Source organism: Halovivax cerinus (genome assembly GCF_024498195.1).
GTDB classification, from domain to species: Archaea; Halobacteriota; Halobacteria; order Halobacteriales; family Natrialbaceae; genus Halovivax; species Halovivax cerinus.
Genome location: NZ_CP101824.1, coordinates 779,463 through 805,359, shown reverse-complemented (window position 1 = coordinate 805,359; position 25,897 = coordinate 779,463). Strand labels below are relative to the sequence as shown.

Genomic DNA, 25,897 nt, shown 5'->3' with positions numbered 1-25,897 from the left:
TAGAACACAGCGGGCGGACGCGAGTGCTACGACAGAACCGCCGCCGTCCGCCGGTTCAGGCGTCCCGGCGAGCGGCGACGGCCGCGGCGAGGAGGAAGGCCAGGAGCGCGACAGCGGGGCCGACGGTGGGCACGCCGTCCGCCGATCCGTCTCCGTCGGAGCCGTCGGACTCGTTTCCGGCCGGGGAGTCGGTTCCGTCCGTGCCGTCGCCGGCGGACGGGTCGTCGTCGACGGCGACGACTGCGACGGTCGAGAAGCCGGACGTCTCGCCGGTGACCGACCGTGTACCGGTGCCTGAGTCGTCGACGTGCGTCTCGAGTTCGTCGACGGATCCGTCGTCGACGCGGACGACACGGAGTGAGTCGGTCGCGTAGTCGCCGAGGGCCGACGGCGAGAGCCGGAACACCACGCTCCCGTCGCTGTCGGCGACCGACTCCGGAACGGTGACGTCGGCGACCAGCAGCACTCGTTCCGCCCCGTACCGGTCGGTTAGCGCGCCCGGCGCCGTCGCTGGTTCGGTGACGACCACGTTCCCGGCGCCTGCTGCGCTCTGGTCGTCGAAGGAGATCGCCGCGAGCGGACCGTCGGGGAAGATCACCTGGACGCCCGGTTCGTCGGGGTTCGCGTCCTCGATCGGCTGGCCGGGCTCGGGGTCGTCGCCGTCGCCCGGTGGGGCGGGCGGCAGGCCCGGCCCGCCTCCGTCTCCATCCGGGATCGTGAACGTCGTCTCGCCGGTTCGGCTGTTGCCTGCGGCGTCGGTCACGGTCACGGACGCGGTGTGGTCGCCGGGTGCGAGACCGGTCGCGTTGTACGACGCCCACTCCCCGGTGATCGAGGCGTTTTCGGCACCCGTGACGGTCGATCCGTCGAACGAGAGCGAGACGGTCGACGGGTCGACCGCGCTCACCGCGTCGCCGTAGGTGAACTCGACGGTGGCGTTCGTGGTCCCCGGATCGAGGTCGCCACTCGGCGTCGCGGACTCGATGGTCGGTGCGGTATCGTCGACGACGACGGCCCCGTACGTCGAGAAGTGCGTGACGTTCGCGACCCAGTACTCCCGGGTCGTCCCGTCGACGGAGCGGTTCTCGACGGTCGTGGGGATCGACGCCCAGGTGGCCGCCGCCTCGTCGTAGTGTCGGATCTCGACGGCCGACGCGTCGACGCCCGGCGGGAGTGCCCCCGAGGTCACGGGGATGCCGATCTCCGCGTGCGAGAGGTTCCCCGCGATGGCGTCGCCGAACTCGCCGTTCAGGAAGGAGACGCCGGCGGTCCCGGACGCGAGTGGTTCGACCGGCGTGTCGCTCTCGGTCAGCACGACCGAGTCGGTCGCCGGCTGGTCGGTGGTGACGTCGACGAACAGGCCGGACGGTCGGAGGACGACCGTGGCGGTGTTGTTCGTCGTACCGTCGGCGTCCGTCGTGGCGTTGCCGGTTGCCGCCGAGTCGGTGTCCGTCGAGACGTGGCCGTCCGAGGTGGCACCACTCCCCGTCGAGACCGTGCCGATCACCGACGTCGCGGTGCCCGTTCCGACGTTCCCCGCGCGGTCGGTTCCTGTGGCGGTGACGTTGTACTGGCCGGTCCCGTTCAGCGAGAACGTCGCGTTCCAGAGTCTCGGGTACGAATCGACGATCGTCGCCGTCTCGGTCGTTCCGTTGGGCGTCTCGACCGTGATCGACGGGGCGTCGGCGAGCGGTTCGGACGCTCTGAGGATGACCTGCCCCGCGGTGTCGTTCACCCGCGAGACGCTCGCGCCCAGGGTGGGCGACTCGCGATCGAGGCGAACCGTCACGTCGGCCGCCGTCTCGTTCAGGTTGCCCCCGGCGTCGACCGCCGAGGCGTTCACGGAGTAGTTCCCGTCGTCAACCAGCCCCGAGAGGTCGGTAGTGCCGGTCCACGTATCGCCCCCGTCGTGCGTCGCGGCGACGACGGAGTCGAAGTTGGCGAACGAGGCCCGGAGGGTCACGGACGAGCTGACGGCCGTCCCCGGCGTCCCGTTCGCGTCGAGTTCGAACGCGAGCGAGCCGTTCGTGTGGATCGTCTGACCGGTCGGTGCGGCGAGACTCGTGGACGACCGACCGATACCGGTCAGCTCGACGGTGGGATCGGTCGTGTCGACGACCGTGACCGGCCGCGTCGTCGCGTTCGTCGCGCCGTCGTCGTCGGTCACGCGGAGGGTGACGTCGTACGTCCCCGCGGACGCGTACGCGTGATCGATCGTCGGACTCGCGCCGGCCCGTTCGTAGTTGCCGTCGCCGTCGACGTCCCACTCGTAGGTGGTGATCGTCCCGTTGGGATCGGACGCGGCCGACGCGTCGAACGTCACCGTCTCCGTCGGGTTCGGCGTCGTCGGCGCGATAGTGAACGTCGCCGTCGGCGGCTCCTGGGCCGCGACCGTGACGGTCTTCGAGACGGTATCCGTGTTTCCGTCGTCGTCGGTCACGCGAAGCGTGACGTCGTAGGTGCCGTCGGATGGGTAGCTGTGATCGACCGTCGGACTCGCGCCGCTCTTCTCGTAGCTCCCGTCGCCGTCGACGTCCCACTCGTAGGTCGTGATCGACCCGTCGGGGTCTGCCGACCCCGAGGCGTCGAACGTGACGGTATCACCCGCCACCGGACTCGACGGCGCGTAGTCGAAGGCGGCCGTCGGCGCCTGCCCGGACGAGCCGTCGTCCGCGAGCACGGCGTAGTGGCCGCTGGTCGTCAGGTTCTTCGCGATGGTGTTCGCGCCGGTATCGAGCGAGCCGCCGACGTCGGTCCAGGTGCTCTGATTGTGCCAGACCGAGAGCGTCGACTCGTCGACGTGCGAGACGGCCGCGTCGTCGTACGCGACCGTCGCGTCGACGTATCCGTTCTCGAGCATGCCGGCGCTGAGGAAGACGCCGATGTCCGTGGTTCCACTCGGGAGCGCGGGAGCGCTCTGAAGTGTCTCCGACGTGACCGTCGCGTTGCCGACGGTGAACGTGACCGTGGCTCCGTCGTAGCCGAGGTCGGCGTCTTTGAACGTGTTGTTCGTCGCCGCTGCGCCGCCGGAGCCCGGGGTCGACTCGACGGTCCCGTGGACGTTGTCCGCGAACGTCGTCGCGTTCGCAGTGATGTCCGACGCGCCGTAGAGCCAGACGCCGCGGACGTTGTCCGTGGCGGTGTTGTTCCGGAGCGTCACCCCATCTGCCTGCACTCGGATGCCCGCGTTCGAGTTGGTCTGCACCGAATTATCGACGAGCGTCACGCCGCCGGCGCCGGCGTCGAGGACGGTGATCCCGTCCTCGCCGTCGAGCACCACGTTGTCGCGAACGGTGACGTTCGAGCCAGACGGGCCGATTCCGTGCGGCGTGACGTTCCTGACCGTGTTGTTCTGGATCAGGACGTCGCTGCTCGTCTGCGAGACGTCGATGCTGGTCTGGTTGTTCCGCAGTATCGAGTCTCGCACCGCAACGTCCGTCGCGTCGAAGACCGAGACGCCGGCTTCGCCCCAGTCGTCGAGAACGACGTTCTCGACCGTGACGTTCGAGACCATGCCCGCGCTGATGGCGTATTGCCCCGAACCGCCGCTGCGCTCGATCGCGTGGCCCTGGCCGTCGAACGTGACGTTCGAGGCGGTGATCTCGATGCAGGTTTCGGCCGACGTACTCGCGATCGATCCGGACAGTTCGTAGGTACCCGGCGAGTCGATGACCGTACAGCCGCCGATCGGCGTGGCGTCTCCTGGCCCGCCGTCTTCGAGCGTTACCTCGGTCGAGTCGGCGTCGCCCGTGGTCTGAACGGTCGCGGTGTAGGTGCCCGCGTCGGCGGACGCGGTGGCCCACTCGAGCGTGACCGTTCGCGATTCACCCCCGGCGAGCGTCACGTCCGTCGAGTCCCGCACGGTTCCCCCGTCGGTCGCGAGCCCGACGGTTCGCAGGAGCTGGGTCGAGCCGGTGTTCTCGACGGTGGCCGTGACCGAGAGCGTCTCGCCGGCGGTGACCGGCGAGTTCGTCGAATCGATCGTGATCGAGACGTTCGAACCCGCGACCGGTGACGATTCGAACGGATCGAAGTGGACGTTCGCGACGCCCGTCGTGGAGCCGTTCGTGACGCTGCTCCCGGCCCCGTCGGCGAGTGTGCCCGTCACCGGGTCTGCGTCGGGGCCCGGGCTCGACGGCCCGTCGGCGCTGCCCCAGTAGTTTCCGGTCGCGTTCACCCAGGCCTGGCCGCCGACGCCCGTCGCGTCGTTTCGAACGCCGTCCCCGGGTACGTCCAGATCGTTCTCAGTGACGTCGATCGGCCCCAGCCAGTCCGAGCCGCTGTCGATCGCCACCGCGTCACCGCCCGTCTCGACGTCGTTTCGACTGACGTCGATCGTCGCGCCGACCGGTGTCGACCCGTTGGTCGTCTCGAGTGCGACGCCGGTCGTCGAACCGCTCGCGGTCGTGATCGTGTTGTCGGTGATCGACAGTCGCGTCGACTCGTTGACCGCGACCTCGTAGACGTCGATACCCGTGCTGGTGAACGCGTCGACGTCGTTCTCGACGACCGCGAGGTCGTACGATGCGCCGCCCTGGTAGCTCCCACCGACGTCGAGATACATCCCGATCGACGCCGACCGGATCGTGTTGTTTCGGAGCTCGGTGTCCTGGACGGTGACGCCCGAATCGGCGGCTTCGAGCGAGAGGCCGTCGCTCCCGTCGGTCGCGATCACGTTGTCGGCGATAGTGAGGTTCTCGACGGAGACGTCGCCGCTCTCGAGCGCGACTGACAGCCCCTCAGATCCGGACGAGACGTTGTTGCCAGCGACGTGGACGTTTCGCGCGGTCGTTCCGGTGGCGGCGCCATCGATCGTCAGCCCCTGATTGGACGCACTCTCGACGTCGTTGTCCACGACCTGGACCGATTCGACCGTCGTCCCGTCGCCGCTGTAGTCGAACAGTACCGCGGTTTCGCTCGCGGAGATCGCATTGTCTGCGATACGAACGTCGTCGATCCGACTGGTCTCGTCTGTCAGGCTCAGACTGATTCCGGGGTCGTAGCCGCCGACGTCGACGGTGCTGTTTGCGATATCGACGTCGCGAACCGTCGCGTTCGCCCCGTAGTCGTCCTCGATTCGGACCCCGCCGTCTCCGGTCGAAAGGGTGCTGTCGGTGACCGCCACGTCCTCGACGACCCCGTTCTCACCGACGGCGACGGCCAGGCCGGTGCCGCTCGTCGTCTCGGTACTCACCGAGTCGAGCGCGATGCCGGAGAGCGAGCCGTCGTCCGGGACGGTGGCCGAGACGGCCGTATCGACGTCTCGAACGGTCAGGTTCGCGAGCGAGACGTTCGCGGTCGCCCCGCTCGCCACGTCGACGAGAACCCCGGTTCCGCTTCCAGTGCCGTTGACCGCGTGGCCCTGACCGTCGATCGTCACCTCGGACGCACCCACGGTCAGACAGGGCGCACTCCCGACCGAGAGGTCGCTTCCGAGCCGATAGCGGCCGGGTTGGTCGATCGTCTGGCACCCCGTGAGCAGTCCCGAACGGATCGTGACCGTCTCCGTCGCCGTGTCGTGCTGGCTCAGGACGGACACGTCGCCCGTCGCGTCGTCACCGGCAGCGGTCTCCCAGGCGAACTGGGCCGACGTCGACGCGCCACCGGAGAGGGTGACCTCCCGGCTGTCGACGACGGTCCCGTCGAAGTCCCGGAGTTCGACGGTTTCGGTGACCTCGGTGTCGCGGTTGTTCGCGATCGTGGTCTCGACCGCGAGCGTCTGCGTGTCGGTGATCGGCGCGTTCGTTCCGTCGATCGTCACCGACAGGTTCGGTCGGACGGTGACCTCGGTCTCGGCCGTGGCCGAGCCGGAGTCGATCGTCGCGGTGTGGGTTCCCACGTCCGCCGCGGTCGGCGTCCAGGTGAACGTCTCCGTGGTCGACGCGCCGGCCGCGAGCGAGATCGACGTCGAGTCGATCGTCGAGCCGTCGATGGACAGCGAGGCCGACTGCGTCGACGCGTTGTCTCCCGTGTTCGTGAAGGTCGCGGTCACGCCGAGCGGTTCGCCGGAGACGACGGGTGCCGTCGTCGAATCGATCGCCGCGGTGACGTAGCCGGGCTGGGTCTGCGCCAGCGGCAAGTGATCGACGTTGTTCGTCCCGACGGTCATCGTCTCCGTGTCGCAGATGCCGTCGCCGTCGGCGTCGTCGCAGGTCTGACTCACGCCGGTGCCGTCGGGAGTGGTCCAGGCGTTCCCAGCGCGGTAAGGGCCGCCGAGGACGTTGCCGGTCCGGGTCTTCGTCGCGTTCCATGCGTTGGTGCCGTTCAACTCGGACTGGTAGGCCGTCGACGGATAGTCGAGGCGGGTTCGCGAGACGTTGAACGGGTTCGACGCGTTGACGTGGTTGTTCGCGATCGTGGTATCCTCGATCGTCGGATCGTCGTACCGTTCCAGGACGACCGAGCCGTCACAGACGTTGACCTGCGAGGGATGCGTGATCACCTTGAGGCCCGTCCGCTCGCTCTCGACGTCGTTGTCGGCGATCACGCCGGCTGTCGCGCCGCCGTAGACGTTTCGCGTCTCGAGCACACCGTCGTTGGTGCACTCGGTCGTCTCCTGGATCGAGACGGGAATCGTCGAGGAACCGAACCGGACCCCGACGTCGTTCCCGCCGACGTCGTTTCCGCGGACGACGCTGCCGTTCTGGTCGAACAGTGTGATGCCGTAGTCGTTGTCCGTGACCGCGTTGTCCTCGATGGTGATACCGTCCGGCGTGGCGAGGAGCAGACTATCGACGAACACGCCGTGGCCGCTCGCGTTCGCGGTCGTGTGCGACCGGACGGTGTTGTCGACGACCGTGGCGTCGGTACTGCCGCCGCGGATCCAGACTCCGTGTTCGACGTTGGTCTCGATCGTGTTCGCCCGGACCGTGACGTTCGATGCCCCTTCGAAATAGAGCCCCGAATCGCCGTTCTCCGCGGCGGGCGGATAGAGGTCGGTGCCGCCGTTGTCGGCGACGTGATTGTCGACGACGGTCGAGGATCGGTCGACGGCGCGGTACTCGACGCCGTGACCGCCGTTGTCCGTGATCGCGTTCCCGACGATGGCGGAGCCGTCCGCGGCGCGGGCCACGACGATCCCGCGACCGTCGTTGCCCGCGATGGTGTTGTTTCTGAGCGCGCCGTCCAGCAACGCCTCGCCGACGATGCCAGTCCCGTTGACGGGGAACTCCTCGCCGTCGATCAGTTCGGTTTCGGCGACGAACCGGGCCTTCGACGCGTTGGAGTGCCGGATCGTACTGTTCGCGACCGTCAGGTTGTGGGTCGTCCGCGTATCGACGCCGACCGCGTTGCGCTCGAGCGTCAGGTTCCGCGCGCTCACGTTCTCGACGTCCGGACCGTTGTCGACGCTGACAGAGAGTCCCGCGAGACCGTTGTCGCTCGCCGAGAGGTCGCGGACCGTCGTCGACTGCGTGTCGACGATCTCGACGCCGTGTCCGCCGTTGCGGTCGGCCGGCACGCCGTCGACGGTGACGTTCCGCGCGTTTTCGAGGAAGAGCCCGTCACCGCCGTTGTCGCTCGCGGAGACACTCGAATCGAGGCTAACGCCGTCCACACTCTGTAACCAGATCCCGATATCGGCGTTGGAATCGGCGGTCAGGTTCGAGACGGTCACGTCGCTCCCGCCCGCGAAGAAGCCGGCGACGCCGTACGACGCGACGACGCCGTTGTCCGTCACGGTGTGGTTCGTCACGGAGACGTTCGCGGAGTTGGTCACCTCGATACCGGTCTCGCCGTTCCCGCTCACGCGGCCGTTGTCGGCCACGGTGACATTCAGCGAGTTTCCGACGACGATCCCCTGTCCAGTGTTGTCACGAACCAGGTTCTCGCGAACTACGAACGGCCCGCTCGGTTGATCGGTGTAATCGGCCTTCGCGTTCGAGAGTTCGATCCCGTCGCCGGCATTGTCCGTGGCCGTGTTGTTACGGAACACGGTCGGCGTGAACTCGTAGGGCGAGTGGTAGTCGTGGAAGTAGATGCCGTCGTCCGTATTTCCGGAGACGTTGTTGTCGACGACGCGGTGGTGACCGACGTCTTCGAGGAGGATCCCGTCCCCGTTGCCGGTCGCGTCGTTGTTCCGAATTGTGTTATTCTCAGAGGTCGTCCCCACGGCGATTCCGGTGTCGGTGTTGTCGGTGACGGTGTTGTTCGCGACCAGCGAGTCGCTGATCGGATGATCCTCACCGAGTCCCGAATGGTAATCGTACAGTCTGATTCCGAACTCGTTGCGCCTCGCCGTGTTGTTCCGCGCGACGTGATTCCCTTCTCCCTTGAAGTGGACCCCGGCGTCCGCGTTGTCGAGGAGGACGTTGTCAGTCACGGCGACGCCGCCCGTCTGGGTTCGAATGCCAGCGTTCCCGCTGTTTTCGACCGTGTTCCCGACGATCTCGTGATTCCGGCCGTTCCAGTAGTCCTGGACGATACCGGTTCCGGCGGCGTTCGTGACGGCGTTCGACCGGATCGAGGTGTTGGCCCCTTCGACGAAGATCCCGTGACCGCCGGTCCCCGTCACGTCGTTGGTCCGAACAGTCACGCCTCCACCGGCGCCGTAGATACCGTGTTCCCCCCCGGAAACGTCGTTGTCCCGGATCGTCAGGTTCGTCGCCCTCGCCGTGATCCCGTACAGACCGGTGTCCACTCCCTGGCCGGTCCCCGTGACCGTGTTGTTGGCAACGCGGATGGTCTCGAGACCACCGCCGTCCGGCTGGCCAAAGATCCCGCGGACGGTGTTATCCGCGAACGTACTCCCAGAGACCGTCACGTCACTCGAATTCGCGACCTCGATCCCGTTCGCATGCTCGGTGAACGTCGCGTTCTCCACCGTCGCACCGGTGACGTTGTAGAGGAACGCGCCGTCCGTGCTGTTCGAGAGGCTCACGTCGCGAATCGTCACGTCCTCGCTGTCGACGTAGGCGACGTAGCCGTCCCCGTCGAACGTGTGACCCGAGACGCCCGCGAAGAGGTGGATCGGCTCGCCGTCGACGGTGTTCGAGGTGTCGATATCCAGCGAGGCGAAGTCGGATGTGCCGAGCGGATCGGTCGTCGTCTGATCGAGACCGAGGTGGAAGTTCTCGTCGTTTTCGGCCATCGCGTTGTTTCTGAGGACGTGGCCGCTGCCGCCGACGGCCAGGCCGCGCGGCGCGTTCTCGATCGTGTTGTTCCGAACTGCGTGATCGTCCCCGCTGACGTCCATCGCGAAGACCGGGGTGGAGAGGTTACGAACCACGTTCGACCGGACGGTTGTCCCGCTCCCGCTAACCTCGACGGTGCCGTCCTCGATCGCATTCCGCGCGATGAGGCCGTCCGTTCCGTCGACGCGTACGCGACCGTCGGAGCCGTCCGGGTGCGCCCTGACGTCGTTATCGACGACCGTCGCGTTCTCGCCGACGACCTGTATCGCCCCGTAGACGGTGTTGTTCTCGACGACGATGTTCGCCCCGTCGCCACGGCTAACGGCGTCGTAGGTGTCCTCGAACCGACTGTCCCGGACGGTGACGTTCGAGCTCGTCCCGTACCCCCAGTCGACGCCCGCCTCGAACGAGGCGGAGCGCGTCTCGCGGACGTGGATGTCGATCCCGTCGACGAGGACGTCGTCCGCGTTGTCGACCAGTATCCCTCGCGGCCAGTCGGTGAGCGCGACGTTCCGGACGGTGACGTTCTGGCGACCGTCGACGGATCCGTTGACGTGGATCGCCGATTGCTCGGACTGCCAGTCGTCGTCGGCCGCGTCGAAGACGTGGCCGTTCCCGTCGATGACGACGTCGTCCGCCCGAACGTCGAGGCAGACCGCACGCGTGTCCTGGCCCCCGATCATGTCGGTATTATCGATTCCGGTGACGTCCCCCGTGAGCTCGTACGTCCCGGACTGGTTTATCACCCCGCAGCCGTCGATCGTGTGACTCGACTGTGCGGTCTGGGCGCCACCGACCCCGACGGTCGCCGCCCCGACCGCCACCGTCACCAGGACGATCGCGAGTGCGAGTAGCCCCGCGCGCGACGTGACGAGTCGGTCTGTCATCGTTTCATCCACCCGGATCTACCAGCGCGGACGGTCGTCGACGCTCCTCGTTCGCCCGGCAGTGTACCGTTCCGAAACGACGAGCGCGTTCGTGTTGCGGTGCCCCCGATCCGACCATCGCCCCCGACTGTGGACCCGCTCGTCCACAGACAACGAGTTCGCTCCATACCGCTCGGATGTGACAGCCGGGGGATAAATCGGAGCCCTAGGTGTCTAGGGCCGGCCTGTAGTCTGGAGATATTCCGGCCCTGCACCCGAACGAGGCGAGGCCGTGCGGCTCTCGTTCTTCGAGGCGAGAATCCCGTCGCTCACGGCGGGGAGGATGTCGTGTATTCGAGTTCACGGTCGAGCGGTTCGAGACGCATCGGTTTCGGACGACCTCGGTGGTCACCCCGAGCCATCTCCACAGTGTGCCGATTCGGAGTCGCTTCAGCAGGCTACCGACGGAAACCCCCTCTCAGGCGGGAATACTGTCCGACGCGGGTACGGAGAAACCGTTATAGCGTTCGTGAACGAATCTCGCACCCAGGCACCAGCAGCGACGACCACGGAGGCCTCGGCGAACGAGGCGAGGACACTACCTGGGCCGCCCGTCTCAGGTGCGTGGATGGACCTGCTCGATGGCTTCGTCGACGGCGTCGGTCTGCCCGAGGATGGTGATGTGGTCGCCGTATTCGAGTTCGAAATCACCCCGCGGGACCGTGCTCTCGCCATCGCGGGCGACGAGCGCCATCAGCACTTCGTTCGGGATGTTTTCGTCGATTTCGGCGATCGTTTTGCCGACGAGTGACTCCGCAGTCACCTCGATCTCCTGAACGTCGCCGCTCCGACCCAATTCCGTCATCCAGTTCGACAGTGCCGGGCGCTCGATCATGTTGTCGATCCCCCACGCGGTCGCCATGGCAGAGGACAGGGTTTCGACACCGAGTTCCTCGAACGCGTCCGCGTTAGTGGGGTTGTTGATGCGGGCAAACACCCGCTCGACGTCGAATTTCGTCTTCGCAAGCTGGGCGACAAGCAGGTTAGTATCGTCGTCGCCGGTCGCGGCGACCACGATCTTCGCATTGTCCGCACCGGCCCTGCGCAGGACCTCGATGTCGGTCCCATCCCCCTCTCTGACGGTGAAGCCCTCACTCCGAGCTCGTTCGATGGCAGTTTCGTCGTCTTCGAGGATGACGACGTTCTCTTCGCGCTCTTCGAGCCGTTCGGCGAGCGCACGGCCGACCGTGCCGCCGCCGACGATGAGTATTCGCATTGGTATCACGTTGAGTCGTTCCGCGATCTGTCTGGCGAAACCGCCTTCGAACACGACCGTCAGCAAGATAACGAGGAACACCGTTCCGGCGAGGAGAGTCCCACCCTCCGGGTTCGTCGGGGCTACCCCATCGGTCTTGAGCTGGATGGCAAACAGCGTCGCCACGCTTGCGGGAATAATCCCCCGCGGCCCGACGAGACTCATGAACACTTTCTCGTTGCGGGTGAATCGCGACCCCCGTGTCGAGACGAAGACGAGCGCCGGGCGAACGACCAGTGCGATTAGCAGGACGACGGCCAGCCCAGCGGGGCCGAGCGCCAGCAGCGTCTCCAACTCGATGAGCGCGGCGAGCGCGATGAAGATAAACGAGAGGACGACGAGCGTGATATCGCCTTTGAAGTCCTCGATGGTCTCCTTGTACGGGAGGTTGGCGTTCCCGAGGAGGATGCCCGCGGTCGCGACGGCGGCGACGCCCGCCTCGGGCCTGATGGTGTCCGCAACTCCGAACGCGACGATCGCGCCGGCGAGCGTCATCAGTCGCGCGTTCTGTGGCGTCTCACCGGTCGCGAGGTTGACCTGGGTCAGCAGGTACCAGAGGACGCCCGCCACCACGACGCCGACGAGCAGGCCGACGCCAAGCCGCGTCGCGAACTCGGTGACGTAATCCGCGGGATTGGCCTCCTGCGAGGCAAGCAGTTTGAAGATCACGATCGCGAGGATAGCCGCGGTGACGTCGTTGACGATCCCTTCGATTTCCAGGGCGGCAGCCACCCGGTTGTGAACCGGGACGACCGAGAGGATAGGCGTGACGACCGTCGGACCCGTCGCCACTAGCAGCGAGCCGATCAACGCGGCGATCGACCACTCGGCGCCCAGCAGGTAATGGACCGCCACCGTGGTCCCGACGAACGCGATCGCCGCACCAACCGTTACCAGCCTGAGGGCGGCAGCGGGTGCCTCGCGAATCTTCTCGGCCGTGAGGTGGAACGCGCCCTCGAAGACGATGATCGCCACGCTCACGCCGACGATGGTCGACAGTGCCGGACCGAACGACTCCTGGGACACGAGTCCGAGCCCCTCCGGACCGACGACGACACCCGCGAAAATGAGAAAGAGGACACTCGGGACGCGATATCGATCGGCGAGGACTTGCGCACTCACGCCAAGGGCGAGGATCAACGCGATGACTAACAGGAGGTTCGACTCGCCCCCGACCGCGAGCGGCACCACCGTATCCGGAAGCCGCGGCGGGATCACCGTCTCACCCGGCCTGTCGAGCGACGAGACTCCTGACCGACCTCGGAACGCGTCACCAGGGCCATTCTTGAGTCGTTCGGTGTTCCACATTCATAAACTCCTATTTTTGATCCCCGAGACGACAGTTGGTTCACGAGACGTGGCGACCGGGAGCGCCCCGATTCCGGTCACACGGGTGAACGAATTACACTGCTGGCGCTGAGTCGCAAAAAGACAATTGACAACTCGTCCGTCGACTAGTCGCTGAGCGTCAGGACGCCGTTTTTCACCGACACGTCGGTCGCCTCCGGCGGGCGGACGAACTCGAACTGCTGGTCGTTGGCGACGATCACGGTGTCGTCTTCGACCTCGACGGTGACGTCGCCAGCCGTGACATCGAAGTCGACCACGATCACGCTCCCGTCTTCGTACTCGTGCGTGCGGGTGACGATGCCGCGCTCGGTGGCGTTTTGTAGTGGTTGTGGGACCTTCACACCTCTACCGGTCGTGGCCTGGTACGGACCACGAAGGCAGACGACTGGCGGTAGACACGACGCCACCACTGGCTACCGACGTCTCATCGGCACGGCAACACCCGCTACGACTCGATGAAGTCGGTCAACGCCGTCTCCTCGATCGCGTCGGTCTCCTCGAACTCGTTGTCGAGCTTCTTCGGATCTGGAATTTCGAACGAAATCGACGGATCTGGGCGCGTCACTGCGGCCTGCACGCGGTCGGCCTCGTCGAGGATCGTCACGTCCGGGCCGGTGACGCCGGTGATCGCACACCAGGCCCGGGTTCGCGTGATTCCGACGAACGCCTCGTTCCGTCGGTGGACGGCGCTCTCCCGGTAGTCGTCGTCCTGGATCCACTCGAGCCCGACGAGGTAGACGGCGGCCGCTTCGTTCCCCTTGGCCCGGCGCACGCCCGAGATGGTGACGGCGCCGTCCACGGCGAACGTCTTCCGATCGCCCCGCCAGACGCGGTTGGCCGCGAGTCCGCGCGATTCGAGTTCGTTCGCCAGGAGCGTCCCGCCGGTGTCTCTGTATCGGTCTCCCAGGACGATAACGAGGAGTTGCTCCGGTCGAAGGCCCGCTTCGACGTCGCGGGCGATACGGTCTGCGACCCACCGGAGCTCAGATACCTTGGTCGGGAACGCGTTCGTCTCGACGAACGGTTTCGCCGAGGGCAACCGGTGAAGCGGGTGCGGTGAGTGGGCGTCCGGCCGGCTGATCGTCGCCGTCTCACCGACTTCCCTGAAGTCGCCGTCCACCTCGTACCCGAGGCTCTCCCAGCCGTCGGTGCGCGTGATGGTCTGGACGGGTCCGTCGTCGGCTTCGAGGCCCATCCCGATCGCGTGGCCCGCCATGAGGACCGACCGGGGAGCGCGATAGGCCTGGCGCATGACGTGACTCTTCTGAGCGCCGCCCGGGTAGCTCCCACGCAGGTCGAGGAGCGGCTCCCCGTTCTCGTCGGTGCCGAAGAGGTTCGTCGGGCTCGGCGCGGAGAGGCTGGTCAAACTCTGTGCCTCGTCGTACGCCCACACGAGTCGCTGGTGCTCGTCGAGGGCTTCGAGACAGAGAGCGAAGAAGTTCGGTCCGAAGTCCTGGGCCTCGTCGACGAAGATCGCGTCGTAGAGCGTCGGTATCGACTCCGCTTCCAGGAGTTCCCCACAGGACGCATCGAAGAGGTCGTCCTGGTCGGGAAACGCCGCACGTGCCCCGGGGACCGTCCGGTGGTCGCGCCCGACCGCCCGACAGGCGTTGTAGTAGATCCCGTCACCGGCCTGCGAGCCGCCCCACGCGTGGATAACGTCGAGAGTGTCCCAGTTCGGGTCGTCGTTCGCGAACCGGCGGTAGAACCGCTCGACGAGCGCCGTGAGCTGGTCGTACAGACTCTTCGAGTTGAACGTGAACGCGATTTTCAGCTCGGGGTGCTTCGCGTGCGTCCGCGCCACCTTCATCGCGAGGAGGACGGTCTTTCCCGACCCGGCGATGCCGCGGATCTGCTGTGGCCCCGGGGGAACCAGCATCCCGATCTCCTGTTGCTGTTCGTCGAGTCCACGGAGTCCCTTCGTCACGTGTTCGTAGTGTTCGCCACGCGTTGTCGGGTTCGGCGGTGCACTTGTCCGATCGCCACTGATCGGTTGGCCGCAACTGAGGACGTCCCGTGCCGCCGCGAGTTCGTCGTCGGTGAGCGGGTCGAACGTCCGAACCGCCGCCAGCGCGTCGCGAAGCGCGACCGGTGTCAGGTCGTCGCTCAGGAGCGTCCGCGGGGCGGCCGGACCGTCGAATCCCCGCCCGTCCCACTCGTCTCTGGTGACGTTCGGGAGCGCGACGAACGTGTTGACCGGAACCCGACAGCCGTCGAGATCGGAGAGGGCCGGCTCGCTCGTAAAGAACCGCCGCAAGAACAGCGCCTGGTTTCGCGCCTGTTGGTGGGGTGTCGATCGGGACTGGGCGATGTTTCGCAGGTACCACGTGTGCCCCTCGATCCGATCGACGTGATCGATCCGATACCCCTTGACCTCGATCACGAGCAGTCCCAGATCGCGGTGGAGGAGGACGATATCGGGCTCGTGGTCGAACGTTTCACCCCCCTTGTCGACGATCGGATACTGGTGGTACGCGACGCCCTCGTCGCTCGCGTCGAACGCATCCTTGAGGCGCTCCCAGACCGCCAGTTCGGCGTCGATCCCCGGGAGCGACTCGTCGGCCGTCGTGGGGATGAACTCCATACGCTATACCGATAGCGAACAAACATACCAGTTTCCCTACCGATACCACCGACTGCTCTGTGAGGTGTCCGGACGAGTTCGGTGGGTAGATCGACCGTGGTCGGCATCGGATCGGAGTCACGATCGTCAGTGGATCGATCGGCCGTGGTCGTCAGCGGCTCGACGTACAGCGATCGGACGGAGACCGTCCACGCCGTCAATCGTCGTCCTCCGCACCGACGCGGTCGGGGATGACCGCCGGTGCCTCGGCCGGCATCGTGACGTCGCGGAGGGTGAAGCGCTTGACGACCATGTCGTAACAGAAGACGAGCGTGCCGAGGATGATCATGGTGTCGCCGGGGAGGCGCGCCCAGAAGAGGAGTTGGACGAGTTCGCCCTCGTAGAAGGCGAGGCTCCGTGCCGCCGCGTAGCTCTCCGTGAAGGCAGCCTCCAGTTGCAATAAGCCGACTGGGAGGACGGAGACGAACACCATGACCGCGAGGCCGACGTTCCAGAGCCAGAACGACCAGCGTAGCCGTGTTTCGGTCCACGCCGCGGGTTTCGTCGAGATGCGGAGCATGTAGGTGGCCATCCCGAGTGCGAGGAAGCCGAAGGCGCCGAACATGGCGGCGTGGGCGTGACCGACCGTGAGGTAGGTGCCGTGTTCGTAGTAGTTGACGATCGGGAGGTTGATGAAGAACCCGAGCACGCCGGCACCGACGAAGTTCCAGACCCCGCTGGCGATGATGAACATGAAGGGGAGCGTGTAGGGGAACGTCCCGTCGCTCGTCGCCAGCGCGCGGTACTGGCCCATCGCCTCGAAGAGGATGAGGATGAGGGGAATGAGCTCGAGCGTCGAGAAGATCGAACCGAGCGGGAGCCAGACGTCGGGCTGGCCGACCCACCAGTAGTGGTGCGAGGCGCCGATGACGCCCGACCCCATGACGAACAGTGCCTGGAACGCGACGGCCTTCTCCGCGGAGGCCTTGCGGAGGAGGCCCATACTGACCAGGGTGAGGCCGACGACGGCGACGATGAAGAACTCGAAGGCGCCTTCGACCCACATGTGGACGACCCACCAGCGCCAGAACTCCGTCGTCACGATGTTGGTCTCGGGCGTGTAGAACATGCCCGCCGTGAACAGCAGGCCGATCGAGCCGCCCGCGTAGATTATCATGTGCGCCAGTCCGTAGCGCTCCTCGCGCTGGAGCATCGGCCGGAATCCGCGCCAGACGAGCGCCGTCCAGAGGACGAACCCGACGAGCAGGCCGACCTGCCAGAGTCGGCCGACCTCCAGGTACTCAAGGCCCTCGTTGCCGATGATCCACCAGAGGTCGCCGTCGATGTAGCCCTGTGCCCCCAGCCAGACCCCGGTGAGGCCACCGACGGTGGCGACGATCAGCGCTCCCAGCAGGGCGTGGATGTACGTCCGCTGTCGATCGGGTTCGTGGTTGGTCAGAAGCGGCGGGAGGAAGAGGCCGGCCCCGAGCCAGAGCGTGGCGATCCAGAGGATCCCCAGATCGAGGTGGAACGTCTTCGCCATCGCGAAGGGGAACGCCTCGACGATGTCGATCCCGAAGGCCTCGGTGACGCCGAAGAAGCCGTCGCGCTCGACGTAGTAGTGCGCGAGGAGGCCACCCAGAAGGACCTGGAGGGCGAACAGCGCGCCGGCCAGCGGGATGAACCGCGTCGCCGCGCGCTGGCTCGGCGTCAGGTTGATGTCGTCCGGCGGCGGGATCTCGAGTCCGCGCGTCTTCGGTTCCGGGAGCTCGACCGACTTGTAGAGCCAGACGCCGACGCCGACCGCGCCGACGAGCAGGACCATGCTGATCACGCTCCAGATCATCGTCGCGCCAGTCGGCGTGTTGCCCGCCGCCGGTTCGTACGGCCACTCGTTCGTGAAGCTAGTGTCGCCGCCCGGCCGATCGGTGTGTGAGATCCACGCCGTCCAGAGCGCGAAGTCGGCGAACAGCCGCGCGTCGTCGGCCGAGTCCACGAAGTCCGCGGGGACGCCCCTGTCCAGTGCACCCTCGTGGTAGCGTTCGACGTAGGTCTCGCGCACCTGCTCGTGTGCGTCGGTCTCGGCCGCCGAGTACTCGATCGTCTCCGCTCCGTCGTCGATCGTCCCGTCTAAGTCCTCGCGAACGAGCGAGTCGACGCTCCCACGGTCGGCCGCTTCGAGCTCCGCGTAGGCCGTCCCGTAGCGCTCGTCCGCGTAGTACTCGCGCATGTACTCGACCTTCAGGTCGAGCGTATCGGCGGTGTAGTCGACCCCGTAGTAGGCGCCGTTGCCGAGCACCGACCCGTGGTTCATCAGGCCGTTGCGCTGGAAGACGATCTTGCCCTCCTCGACCTGCGACTCCGTGACGAGCACCTCGCCGTCGGGGCCGGTCACCTCCTGTGGGATCGGCGGCACCTGCTGGGCCGAGTAGACGGCTCCGCCGCCCATCACGATCAGGTTCGCGACGAACACCACGACCAGTGCCTTCGCGATCGCCCGCCGAGTTATTTCCATAGCCGATAATCATACCAGGGGCACTTTTATGTATGGGAGAACGTCTTCGGGAGAACTCTTCACGAGTCTCGCTGACACCAACCACCTATCCTGGGGAACGGACACTGCCTCCCTGTGTCTGCGGGTGAACGAGACAGCGGAGCATCGAGTATTTTCACCCAACGAGACGATGGAAATAGTATTTATGCGACGCGTTCGGAGAGGATACTATGTCCCAGGCAGATCACTCGACCGACGTCCTCGTCTCGCCCGACTGGGTCGCTGACCGACTCGACGAGTTCCAGAGCGACGACCCCGACTACCGGCTCGTCGAGGTCGACGTCGACACGGCCGCCTACGACGAGGCGCACCTCCCCGGCGCCGTCGGCTTCAACTGGAAGACCCAGTTGCGCGACCAGACGCGTCGCGACCTGCGAGACCCGGACGAACTCGCCGCCCTCCTCGGTGCACACGGCATCGAGAACGACACCACCGTCGTCCTCTACGGCGACAACGCCAACTGGTTCGCCGCCTACGCCTACTGGCAGCTCCAGTACCAGGGCCACGACGACGTCCGCCTGCTAGACGGCGGGCGGGAGTACTGGCTCGAACACGAGTACCCCACGACCGACGAGGTCCCCGAGTACACGGCCGTCGAGTACGACGTCGGTGGTCCCCGCGAGACGATCCGTGCCTACCGTGAAGACGTCGAACTCGGGCTGGAACGCGGGTGTTCGTTCGTCGACGTCCGCTCGCCCGAAGAGTACACGGGCGAGGTCGTCGCCCCGCCGGACATGACCGAGACCGCCCGCCGCGGGGGTCACATTCCGGGCGCGAAGAATATCTCCTGGGCGGACGTCACGGACGACGAGGGCCTGTTCAAATCGCGCGAGGAACTCGAAGGCCTGTACGCCGAGGCCGGCATCACCGGCGAAGAGTCTACGATCACCTACTGCCGCATCGGCGAGCGCGCCTCAGTCGCCTGGTTCGCCCTCCACGAACTGCTCGGCTACGAGGACACCATGAACTACGACGGGTCCTGGACCGAGTGGGGGAACCTCGTCAACGCGCCGATCGCGACGGGCGAGCAAGCGGAGTGATCGAAGCGGCGGAACCGACACCGGGCCCGCCGCATCGCTGGGGGGGCGGCGTCTACCGGCGTCAGTCCCAGTGCTCGCGGTTCGCGAGAAACGCCTGCGTCCGTTCGCCCACCGCGGTGCGGAGCGTGTCGACGTCGACGGCGGCGTCGATGACGCCGTCTCTGGCGCCGTCGGAGTGGGTCGGCACCGCTTCGCGAGCGATCGCCTCAAGCGTCCGGTCGCGGAGTGTGTCGTAGTCGACGGGCCGATTTCGCGACTCGAGCGAGCGGGCGAGTCGTTCGAGCCGGTGGTCGGTCGCGAACGCGTCGGCCACGTCGGTCGCCGCGTGGTCGTTCGATGGGTCGGCGTCGCTCGCCAGGTCCGGATCGCCCGACGGATCGGGATCGCCGATGTCGGGGTGTTCCACCGCGGCTCTCCCGCCGCGTTTATTCTTCACGAGCAGACCCGCGACGGGACCGTCGTACCACGCCGATCGCGGAAATGCATCGACGTCGGGATCGAAGTCGCGCGCCCTGACCTCGCGGTCGACGACGGTGACGGGCTCAAGGCCGAGGCGGTCGACGATCGCGTCGACGGCGTCCGGCGGGAGGACTGCGTCGCCGTCCCGGACGTCGACGCCGAGGAACGGCGGGAGCCGGTCCCAGTCGTAGTCGATCGATCGACGTGTCGTCGCCACGCCGTAGACGGTCACCGACTCCACGTCGTCGACGGCGTCGCGGAGCGACTCGCGGTCGAATCGGTCGCGGACGTGGCGAACGGCGTGACGGAGTGAGAGTGGGACGTCGTCCGGACCGTCGAACGCGCGCGTTCCGTCGCCGAAGCGGAGCAGTCCCGACTCCCGAAGCTGGACGCGGAGGGGCACGCCGTCGATCAGTTCGAGGAGCCACAGGTGGCCGGACGCGAAGCGATCGTCGTCGACGGTCTCGTGACTCGGCGTGTGCGGGAACGGCCGCATGGCTGGTCCGAATCGGACGTGGGTCCGCTCCGGTATAACTCGATGGGTCGGTCGACGGGACGGTCCGATACCTCCGACGGGGTCGGTCGCAGGACGACGGCGAGATCCGAACTGGCCGTGGGGAGCCTCGACCCGGCCGTAGCGCGGTTCGACCTCACCGTGGCGTGCACCGTGTCTGTGCCGGGCGACTACTCCGTGATGGTCAGGACGCCGTTTCGCTCGGTGACCGACGTCGCCTCGGGCGGCAGGTCGAACTCGAACTGCTGGTCGCCGGTGACCACGATAACGGTGTCGTCGACGACGTCGACGGTGGCGTCGCCGGCGTCGGGACCGAAGTCGACGACGATACGACCGCCCTCGGGGAGTTCGTCCGTTCGGATGACGATACCGCGCTCCGTCGCGTCTCTGAGTGGTTGTGGAACGTTCATACAATACATTGGGGGCCACCACGGGTAAGGGCCACGCCGGCAGGCCACTGGCCGGCCGGCGACGGTCTGCTGGTCGTCGTCGGTGGACTACTGGCCGGACGTCGGTAAACCGCTGATCGGACGTCAGTAGACTGTAGAGGTAGCACACCGGCCGAACGCGGATCGTGTTCGACGCAGCGGTGTCGGAGATCGACCGACTGGACGACTACGCAGCGACCGTTGGAGGTGATGCTGAACTGCATATCTGTTGTGAACGCGATACTAGTATCGTGTGCGTACTGATCCAGCGGGTCAGCAGGGGAACGTGGCTCCAACCCCCTCACCGAAGTCTGATCACTTCCCGGGAACGAACTGCGCGGCGTTCTGCGTGTGCTCTGCGAGGGTGCCGAGGAACCTGGCTGCGTCCGCCCCGTCGACGACCCGGTGATCGAAGCTCAGGTCGAACGTGATCCGCCGCCTGAATTCTACCCCATCCTCGCCCGGCGTGGCGTGTTCACGAAGCCGGCCGACGCCGAGGATGGCGACCTCGGGCGGGTTGATGACCGGCGTGAACGAGTCGACGCCGAGGACGCCCAGGTTCGTGACCGTGAACGTGGCGCCCCGAAGGTCGGCCATCGAATAGTCGCCCGATCGAACGGCCTCGGTCAATCGCCGGCGTTCTGCGACCTGTTCGGCGAGCGTCAGCGAACCCAGGTCCCGGACGACCGGCGCGACCAGGCCGGCGTCGACGTCGACGGCGATCCCGACGTTGTGCTCCGCGTAGAGCCGGTGGGTCTCGTCCTCGTAGGTGGCGTTGAACGCGGGGTGGGCCTCGAGCGCGCCCGAGACTGCACCGAGGACGAGGTCGATCAGGGAGACGTCGACGTCGAGCCGGTCGTCAGCCGACTCGGCCGCAGCGAGCAGTGCCTCGGCGTCGATCTCTCGGCTCGCGGTGACGTGGACGGCGTTGCGATAGCTCTCGGAGAGACGCTTCGCGATGGTCCGCCGCATCGGCGTGAGCGAGCGCTCCTCGCGGATCGTGCGTCCGGACTCGTCGGTCGCGTCAGGATCGGGCGTGTCCGGGTCTGGTGCGTTCGAGTTGGGTGCGTCAGAGTCGGCCCCCTCGTCGTCACCGGGATCGGTGTCGGATGGTGGCATGGAAATCGTGGACTCGGAATCGTGGTGGTGCTGGGCGGGCAGACGGGCCGGCGACCGTGTCTCGAATCGCCGTTGGTCGCAAAGCGGCGTCCGTTACTCCGGGCGGATCCAGGCGAGGACGTCGCCGCGTTCGAGTTCGTCGTCCTCGTCGAGGGCAATCTCGTCGATCGTGCCGGCCGTCGGGGCGGGAACGTCGACGTCCACCTTCTCGACCTGGAACGCACAGAGGGTGTCACCCTCGGCGACGCTCCCGCCCTCGTTTACGAACCAGTCGACGACGACGCCCTCGTCTTCCTCCGCGTCCGCCGGCCAGTAGTCCGCCGTGTCGACGGCGACGCGCTCGGTGTCGGCGCTCATTCGCCCTCGTGGACCGCGCGGATCGCCTGCTCGACGTCCGCGGCGTCCGGGATGACCTCGTCTTCGAGCGGGCGAGCGTACGGAATCGGTACGTCCGGCACGGCGACCCGTTCGACGGCCTCCAGATCGTCGAGGTCGGCCTCGGCGACGCGGGCGACGATCTCGCCGGTGACGCCGAACGACCGGTAGTCCTCGTCGACGACCACCAGTCGGCCGGTCTTCGCGACGGAATCGGTGACGGTCTCGGTATCGAGCGGAACGAGCGTCCGGAGGTCGATCACTTCGGCGTCGATCCCGTCGGCGGCGAGCGAGTCGGCGGCCTCGAGCGCGCGGTGGACGTGCAGGCCGAGGGTGACGACGGTCACGTCCGCGCCCTCGCGTTTGACGTCGGCGCTCCCGAAGGGGATGGTGTAGTCGCCCTCCGGCACGCCCGTCTTCGGGCCGTCCGGCGCGGGCATCCAGCCGATCCCCATCAGGCGCTTGTGGAACATGTAGACCACGGGGTCGTCGTCGCGAATCGCGTTGTGCATGAGCCCCTTGGCGTCGTAGGCGGTCGACGGCACCACGACCTTCATCCCCGGGAGGTGGGCGAACGTCCCGTAGAGGGTCTGGGAGTGCTGGGCGGCGTCGTTGTAGGTCCCGCCGACGGCGGTCGTCAGGACCATCGGGACGGAGACGGTCGCCCCGCTCATGTACGTGTTCTTGGCCATCTGGTTGTAGATCTGGTCCATGCCGACGCCGAAGAAGTCGACGAACATCAGCTCGGCAATCGGGCGCATCCCCGCCTGAGCGGCGCCGACGGCCGCGCCGATGTAGGCCGTCTCGCTGATGGGAACGTCCATGATCCGGTCGTAGCCGAACTCCTCGCGGAGGCCGGTCGTGCTGTCGAAGATGCCCTCGTAATCGGCGACGTCCTCGCCCATGTAGAAGACCTCGTCGTCCTCGCGCATCTCGAAGGCGATCGCCTCGACCATCGCCCGGCTCATCGTCAGCGTCCGGGCGTCCTGTTCGGGCTCTTGCTGGGCCATCAGTCCTCACCTCCGTGTCCCGTAATCTCGGGCTCGGTATCGGTCACGCCCGAGGGCGGATTCGAGAACACGTCCTCGTGCGCGGCCGCCGGTTCCGGTTCGGGCTGGTCCTTTGCCCACTCGATCGCCTCCTCGACGCGATCGTGGGCGCGTGATCGAAGCTCCTCGATAGTCTCGTCGTCGACGCCCTCGGCGCGGAGGTCGGCTTCCAGCCGCTCGATCGAGTCGCGCTCCTGGGCCGCCGTCGCGTCGGACTCAGAACGATAGGTCTCCGGATCGCCCATGAAGTGGCCCATTCGTCGGTGGACCTGCAGTTCGAGCAGCGTCGGGCCGTTCCGGTCGCGAGCGCGTCCGATCGCCTCCCCGGCGGCCTCGTAGACGGCGACGGCGTCGTCGGCGTCCACGCGCTCGCCCCGGAGGCCGAACCCGTCGGCGCGCCGGGCACCGTTTTCGAGGTCGGTGATCCGCTCTTTCGGCATGCTGATCGCCCAGTCGTTGTCCTCGATCACGAATACGACGGGGAGTTCGTGGACGCTCGCCATGTTGAGGGATTCGAGGAACCCACCCTGATCGATCGCGCCCTCGCCGAGGAACGCCACGGCGACGCTGTCCGTGTTGCGCTTCTTCGCGGCGAGGCCGGCACCGACCGCCGGCGGACACCCCTCCGCGATGATCCCACTGCACGCGAAGTTCACGTCGGGATCGAAGAGGTGCATGTGCCCGCCCTTGCCCGTCCCGAGTCCGGTCTCACGGCCGAAGATCTCGGCCGTCATCCGCTTTAGATCGACGCCCTTCGCGATGGCGATGTGGTGCGGACGGTGCGGCGCCGTGACCGTATCGTCGTCTCGAAGGTGTTGACAGACGCCCGCGCCCGAGGCCTCGTGGCCGGCCGCGAGGTGGAGTTCACCCGGGATCGGACCGGCCGAGATGTCGAACGCCGGTTGCTTTCCCTCCAGGTACTCCTCCTGGAGGCGCTCTTCGTAGTGACGCGCGGTCACCATGTTCTCGTACAGCTCCAGTACTGTGTTAGCTGCCACCATCGGTTCCGTCGAACTGCCACCGCCGGCCGGTAAATAGCTAACACGCCCTGGGCGATCGACGACGTCGTGGAACGGTGGCAGGCGCCTGGGCGACCGACGACGTCGAAGAGCGGTGGCAGGCGCCTGGGCGACCGACGACGTCGAGGAACGGTGGCAGGCGCCTGGGCGACCGACGACGTCGAAGAGCGGTGGCAGGCGCCTGGGCGACCCGGTCTCGGTGGCCGATCCCGCCGTCGGTACGTTTTATTATCCGACGAACGAACTGTAACGGCATGGTCATCTCCACGGAACCACCCTTCGGGCTGTCGGAGCTCGACGAGGGACGGGCGCTCGTCAGAACGTACGAAAACGCCCTCGTCTACGGCGATATGGACGGCGAGACCGTCCTCCACGAGGGGCCGGTCCGCGTGCTCGCAAACGGCTGGGTTTCCCTCCCGAGCGGTCGACTGCTATCGCCCGACGCCGTCCACCACGTCGACCCGGCGACGGAACTCGACGACGAAGACGAACCGACCAACCGACGAGCGTCCGATTCTGGCTGGGGAGACGACTAGCGACCGGCAGGAAAGATAATCACCAGATTGATAATTTCTGCGCGGGACGGTTGAGACGGAATGACGGTACTCTCGACCGAAGACGAAGGGAAATTCCTGATGGACGTTCGCGGCGAACAGATCGGCATCGTCACCGAGGTCGATCCGATCGAACAGGTCGCCTACGTCGATCCCGAACCCAGCCTCACGAACGCGTGGATCCAGAGTCTCGGCCGCGGTGGCGCGGGCGATGACGATATCGAAGTCCCGAGCGAGAATATTGCGACGATCACCGACTCGGAGATTCGCGTCGACGCCGATCTGAGTAGTGAGGAGTGAGCGACCGGCGCAGCCGGGAGCGAATCCTCGGAACGGCGAGCGGGGAGCGGAGCGACCCGTGAGAAGCGAGAGCGAGGCGGGAACGACGTGACCGCCTCGGAATGGCGAACGGGGAACGGTATCGGCGGAGGGTTCGTAGTGCCGGGAGCCGTCCGAGGGGCGCCTCGAACCCAAATACTTTTTCGAACCGGTCGAACGATCGATTGTGGACGACGTCGCTCGAACGGTCGGCGCGTACGAATCGGCCGCGGACGCGTATGCGGAGAAGTACCTCTCACAGTCGGCCGCGTCCCGCTACGGCCAGGCTTTCCTCGATCACCTAGACGGCGGACGCGTGCTGGACGTCGGCTGCGGTCCCGGCTCGGACCTGGCCGTGCTGGCCGACGCGGCCGACGAGGTGGTCGGGCTCGATATCACGGCGTCCTTTCTCCGGACGGCGAAAGGCCGGGGCAACGGGCCGCTCGTCCGGGGTGACATGCGATCGCTTCCGCTCGACGCCGACGCTGTGGACGGTATCTGGAGTAGCGCGTCCTTCCTCCACGTCCCGCGGGCCGATGCCGCGGCGACGCTGGCGGAGTTCGGCCGCGTGCTCCGGTCCGACGGCGTCGCGTTCGTCTCGGTGAAACGTCGCGAATCCGGCGCACCCGACGGCCGGAACTTCACGTACTACGATCCCGAGTCGTTCAGAACGATTGTCGCGGACGCCGGATTCGACGTGGTCTCCCACCGCACGATCGATCACTGGATTTCGATCCTCGCACGCAATCGGCCGTGAGGCGCACCGCCGGCCGCGTCAGCCGTCACCTCGTCAGGCGTCGGGTCGAGGCATGGATTCGACCTCGCGAATCCGTTCGGTCTTCTCGACCGACCGATACTGGCGTTTCCAGGCGGCTTCGGGGAAGAGGCCGTTCCGATCGAAGAGGTCGCGGGCGTCCTCGGTGAGTTCGTAGAACTTGTACGGGAAGTCGCGGAGCCGGCGGCCGGGTTCGATCTCCCGTTCGCGGACGACGCCGACGTCCAGCAGCGCGTGCAGGTGCCGGCGAATCGCGTCCTCGGAAAGCGGCGGGTTCATGTAGTCGAGCTCTTCGACGGTGGGCATCCCCGACGGGTGCCCGACGACGTCCGCCAGAATGTCGGCTCGCTTCTCGTCCGTCGCCTTCTGGAGTGCGAGCCAGGCATCGAACGAGCCGGGTGAGGCGCCGGACGTGCCTCCGGCGCCGTCCGACGGCGGTGTCTCGGGTTTCATACCTCCCCGTTCGTC

The 25,897-nt window shown here is 66.7% G+C and carries 16 protein-coding genes; 4 read left to right on the top strand and 12 right to left on the bottom strand.

The window, feature by feature from the left end; genetic code table 11:
• Positions 1-55: 55 nt before the first annotated feature.
• The 5 genes from NO366_RS03735 to NO366_RS03715 form a co-directional block, all read right to left on the bottom strand.
• Positions 56-10,018 carry a right-handed parallel beta-helix repeat-containing protein gene (locus NO366_RS03735; RefSeq protein ID WP_256532979.1) on the bottom strand — a complete coding sequence of 3,321 codons (9,963 nt, stop codon included), beginning with the start codon at positions 10,016-10,018 and terminating at the stop codon, positions 56-58.
• 595 nt (positions 10,019-10,613) lie between these two features.
• Positions 10,614-12,620 carry a cation:proton antiporter domain-containing protein gene (locus NO366_RS03730; protein ID WP_256532978.1) on the bottom strand — a complete coding sequence of 669 codons (2,007 nt, stop codon included), beginning with the start codon at positions 12,618-12,620 and terminating at the stop codon, positions 10,614-10,616.
• A 146-nt stretch (positions 12,621-12,766) separates the two neighbouring features.
• The gene (locus NO366_RS03725) at positions 12,767-13,003 is read right to left on the bottom strand and encodes a DUF7127 family protein (protein ID WP_256532977.1); all 237 of its coding nucleotides are present in this window, start codon (positions 13,001-13,003) and stop codon (positions 12,767-12,769) included.
• Between the two features lie 104 nt (positions 13,004-13,107).
• A complete protein-coding gene (locus NO366_RS03720) occupies positions 13,108-15,246 on the bottom strand; it encodes an NERD domain-containing protein (RefSeq protein WP_256532976.1) in 2,139 nt (712 codons plus the stop codon).
• 196 nt (positions 15,247-15,442) lie between these two features.
• A complete protein-coding gene (locus tag NO366_RS03715; RefSeq protein WP_256532975.1) occupies positions 15,443-17,740 on the bottom strand; it encodes a nitric-oxide reductase large subunit in 2,298 nt (765 codons plus the stop codon).
• Positions 17,741-17,949: 209 nt separating this feature from the next.
• Here NO366_RS03715 and NO366_RS03710 point away from each other — a divergent pair, with 209 nt between their 5' ends.
• Positions 17,950-18,819, top strand: a complete 870-nt coding sequence (locus NO366_RS03710; protein ID WP_256532974.1) for a sulfurtransferase — start codon at positions 17,950-17,952, stop codon at positions 18,817-18,819.
• 61 nt (positions 18,820-18,880) lie between these two features.
• On the opposite strand, the gene NO366_RS03705 is transcribed toward NO366_RS03710, so the two are convergent.
• The 6 genes from NO366_RS03705 to NO366_RS03680 all read right to left on the bottom strand — a co-directional run bounded on the left by NO366_RS03705 (position 18,881) and on the right by NO366_RS03680 (position 23,737).
• The gene (locus NO366_RS03705) at positions 18,881-19,774 is read right to left on the bottom strand and encodes a hypothetical protein (RefSeq protein ID WP_256532973.1); all 894 of its coding nucleotides are present in this window, start codon (positions 19,772-19,774) and stop codon (positions 18,881-18,883) included.
• A gap of 188 nt (positions 19,775-19,962) precedes the next feature.
• Complete coding sequence (locus NO366_RS03700; protein WP_256532972.1) at positions 19,963-20,202, bottom strand: DUF7127 family protein; 240 nt, start codon at positions 20,200-20,202, stop codon at positions 19,963-19,965.
• A 333-nt stretch (positions 20,203-20,535) separates the two neighbouring features.
• Complete coding sequence (locus NO366_RS03695) at positions 20,536-21,339, bottom strand: 2-oxo acid dehydrogenase subunit E2 (RefSeq protein ID WP_256532971.1); 804 nt, start codon at positions 21,337-21,339, stop codon at positions 20,536-20,538.
• Between the two features lie 93 nt (positions 21,340-21,432).
• On the bottom strand, positions 21,433-21,696 hold the full coding sequence (locus NO366_RS03690; RefSeq protein WP_256532970.1) for a lipoyl domain-containing protein: 264 nt from the start codon (positions 21,694-21,696) through the stop codon (positions 21,433-21,435).
• On the bottom strand, positions 21,693-22,724 hold the full coding sequence (locus NO366_RS03685; protein ID WP_256532969.1) for an alpha-ketoacid dehydrogenase subunit beta: 1,032 nt from the start codon (positions 22,722-22,724) through the stop codon (positions 21,693-21,695). Before NO366_RS03685 ends, NO366_RS03690 begins: the two co-directional genes overlap by 4 nt.
• On the bottom strand, positions 22,724-23,737 hold the full coding sequence (locus tag NO366_RS03680) for a thiamine pyrophosphate-dependent dehydrogenase E1 component subunit alpha (protein ID WP_256533997.1): 1,014 nt from the start codon (positions 23,735-23,737) through the stop codon (positions 22,724-22,726). The genes NO366_RS03685 and NO366_RS03680 overlap by 1 nt, the downstream gene beginning before the upstream one ends.
• A 299-nt stretch (positions 23,738-24,036) precedes the next feature.
• On the opposite strand from NO366_RS03680, the gene NO366_RS03675 reads away from it, so the two are divergent.
• The 3 genes from NO366_RS03675 (at position 24,037) to NO366_RS03665 (ending at position 25,411) form a co-directional block, all read left to right on the top strand.
• Positions 24,037-24,318: a hypothetical protein gene (locus tag NO366_RS03675; RefSeq protein ID WP_256532968.1), complete on the top strand. Its 282-nt coding sequence runs from the start codon at positions 24,037-24,039 to the stop codon at positions 24,316-24,318.
• Positions 24,319-24,378: 60 nt separating this feature from the next.
• On the top strand, positions 24,379-24,636 hold the full coding sequence (locus NO366_RS03670) for a hypothetical protein (RefSeq protein ID WP_256532967.1): 258 nt from the start codon (positions 24,379-24,381) through the stop codon (positions 24,634-24,636).
• 205 nt (positions 24,637-24,841) lie between these two features.
• Positions 24,842-25,411 (top strand): class I SAM-dependent methyltransferase, encoded by a 570-nt coding sequence (locus NO366_RS03665; RefSeq protein WP_256532966.1) that lies wholly within the window; start codon positions 24,842-24,844, stop codon positions 25,409-25,411.
• A 33-nt stretch (positions 25,412-25,444) separates the two neighbouring features.
• Here NO366_RS03665 and NO366_RS03660 read toward each other — a convergent pair whose 3' ends face one another.
• The gene (locus NO366_RS03660) at positions 25,445-25,882 is read right to left on the bottom strand and encodes a helix-turn-helix domain-containing protein (protein WP_256532965.1); all 438 of its coding nucleotides are present in this window, start codon (positions 25,880-25,882) and stop codon (positions 25,445-25,447) included.
• Between the last annotated feature and the right edge of the window lie 15 nt (positions 25,883-25,897).

What these genes read in the sequence shown, in the direction of transcription:
- NO366_RS03670 (WP_256532967.1), top strand. Translation starts at nt 24,379, where the DNA reads ATGACGGTACTCTCGACCGAAGACGAAGGGAAATTCCTGATGGACGTT.
- NO366_RS03660 (WP_256532965.1), bottom strand. Translation starts at nt 25,882, where the DNA reads ATGAAACCCGAGACACCGCCGTCGGACGGCGCCGGAGGCACGTCCGGC.
- NO366_RS03675 (WP_256532968.1), top strand. Translation starts at nt 24,037, where the DNA reads ATGGTCATCTCCACGGAACCACCCTTCGGGCTGTCGGAGCTCGACGAG.
- NO366_RS03715 (WP_256532975.1), bottom strand. Translation starts at nt 17,740, where the DNA reads ATGGAAATAACTCGGCGGGCGATCGCGAAGGCACTGGTCGTGGTGTTC.
- NO366_RS03705 (WP_256532973.1), bottom strand. Translation starts at nt 19,774, where the DNA reads ATGCGGCCGTTCCCGCACACGCCGAGTCACGAGACCGTCGACGACGAT.
- NO366_RS03710 (WP_256532974.1), top strand. Translation starts at nt 17,950, where the DNA reads ATGTCCCAGGCAGATCACTCGACCGACGTCCTCGTCTCGCCCGACTGG.
- NO366_RS03695 (WP_256532971.1), bottom strand. Translation starts at nt 21,339, where the DNA reads ATGCCACCATCCGACACCGATCCCGGTGACGACGAGGGGGCCGACTCT.
- NO366_RS03700 (WP_256532972.1), bottom strand. Translation starts at nt 20,202, where the DNA reads ATGAACGTTCCACAACCACTCAGAGACGCGACGGAGCGCGGTATCGTC.
- NO366_RS03730 (WP_256532978.1), bottom strand. Translation starts at nt 12,620, where the DNA reads ATGTGGAACACCGAACGACTCAAGAATGGCCCTGGTGACGCGTTCCGA.
- NO366_RS03720 (WP_256532976.1), bottom strand. Translation starts at nt 15,246, where the DNA reads ATGGAGTTCATCCCCACGACGGCCGACGAGTCGCTCCCGGGGATCGAC.
- NO366_RS03735 (WP_256532979.1), bottom strand. Translation starts at nt 10,018, where the DNA reads ATGACAGACCGACTCGTCACGTCGCGCGCGGGGCTACTCGCACTCGCG.
- NO366_RS03685 (WP_256532969.1), bottom strand. Translation starts at nt 22,724, where the DNA reads ATGGCCCAGCAAGAGCCCGAACAGGACGCCCGGACGCTGACGATGAGC.
- NO366_RS03690 (WP_256532970.1), bottom strand. Translation starts at nt 21,696, where the DNA reads ATGAGCGCCGACACCGAGCGCGTCGCCGTCGACACGGCGGACTACTGG.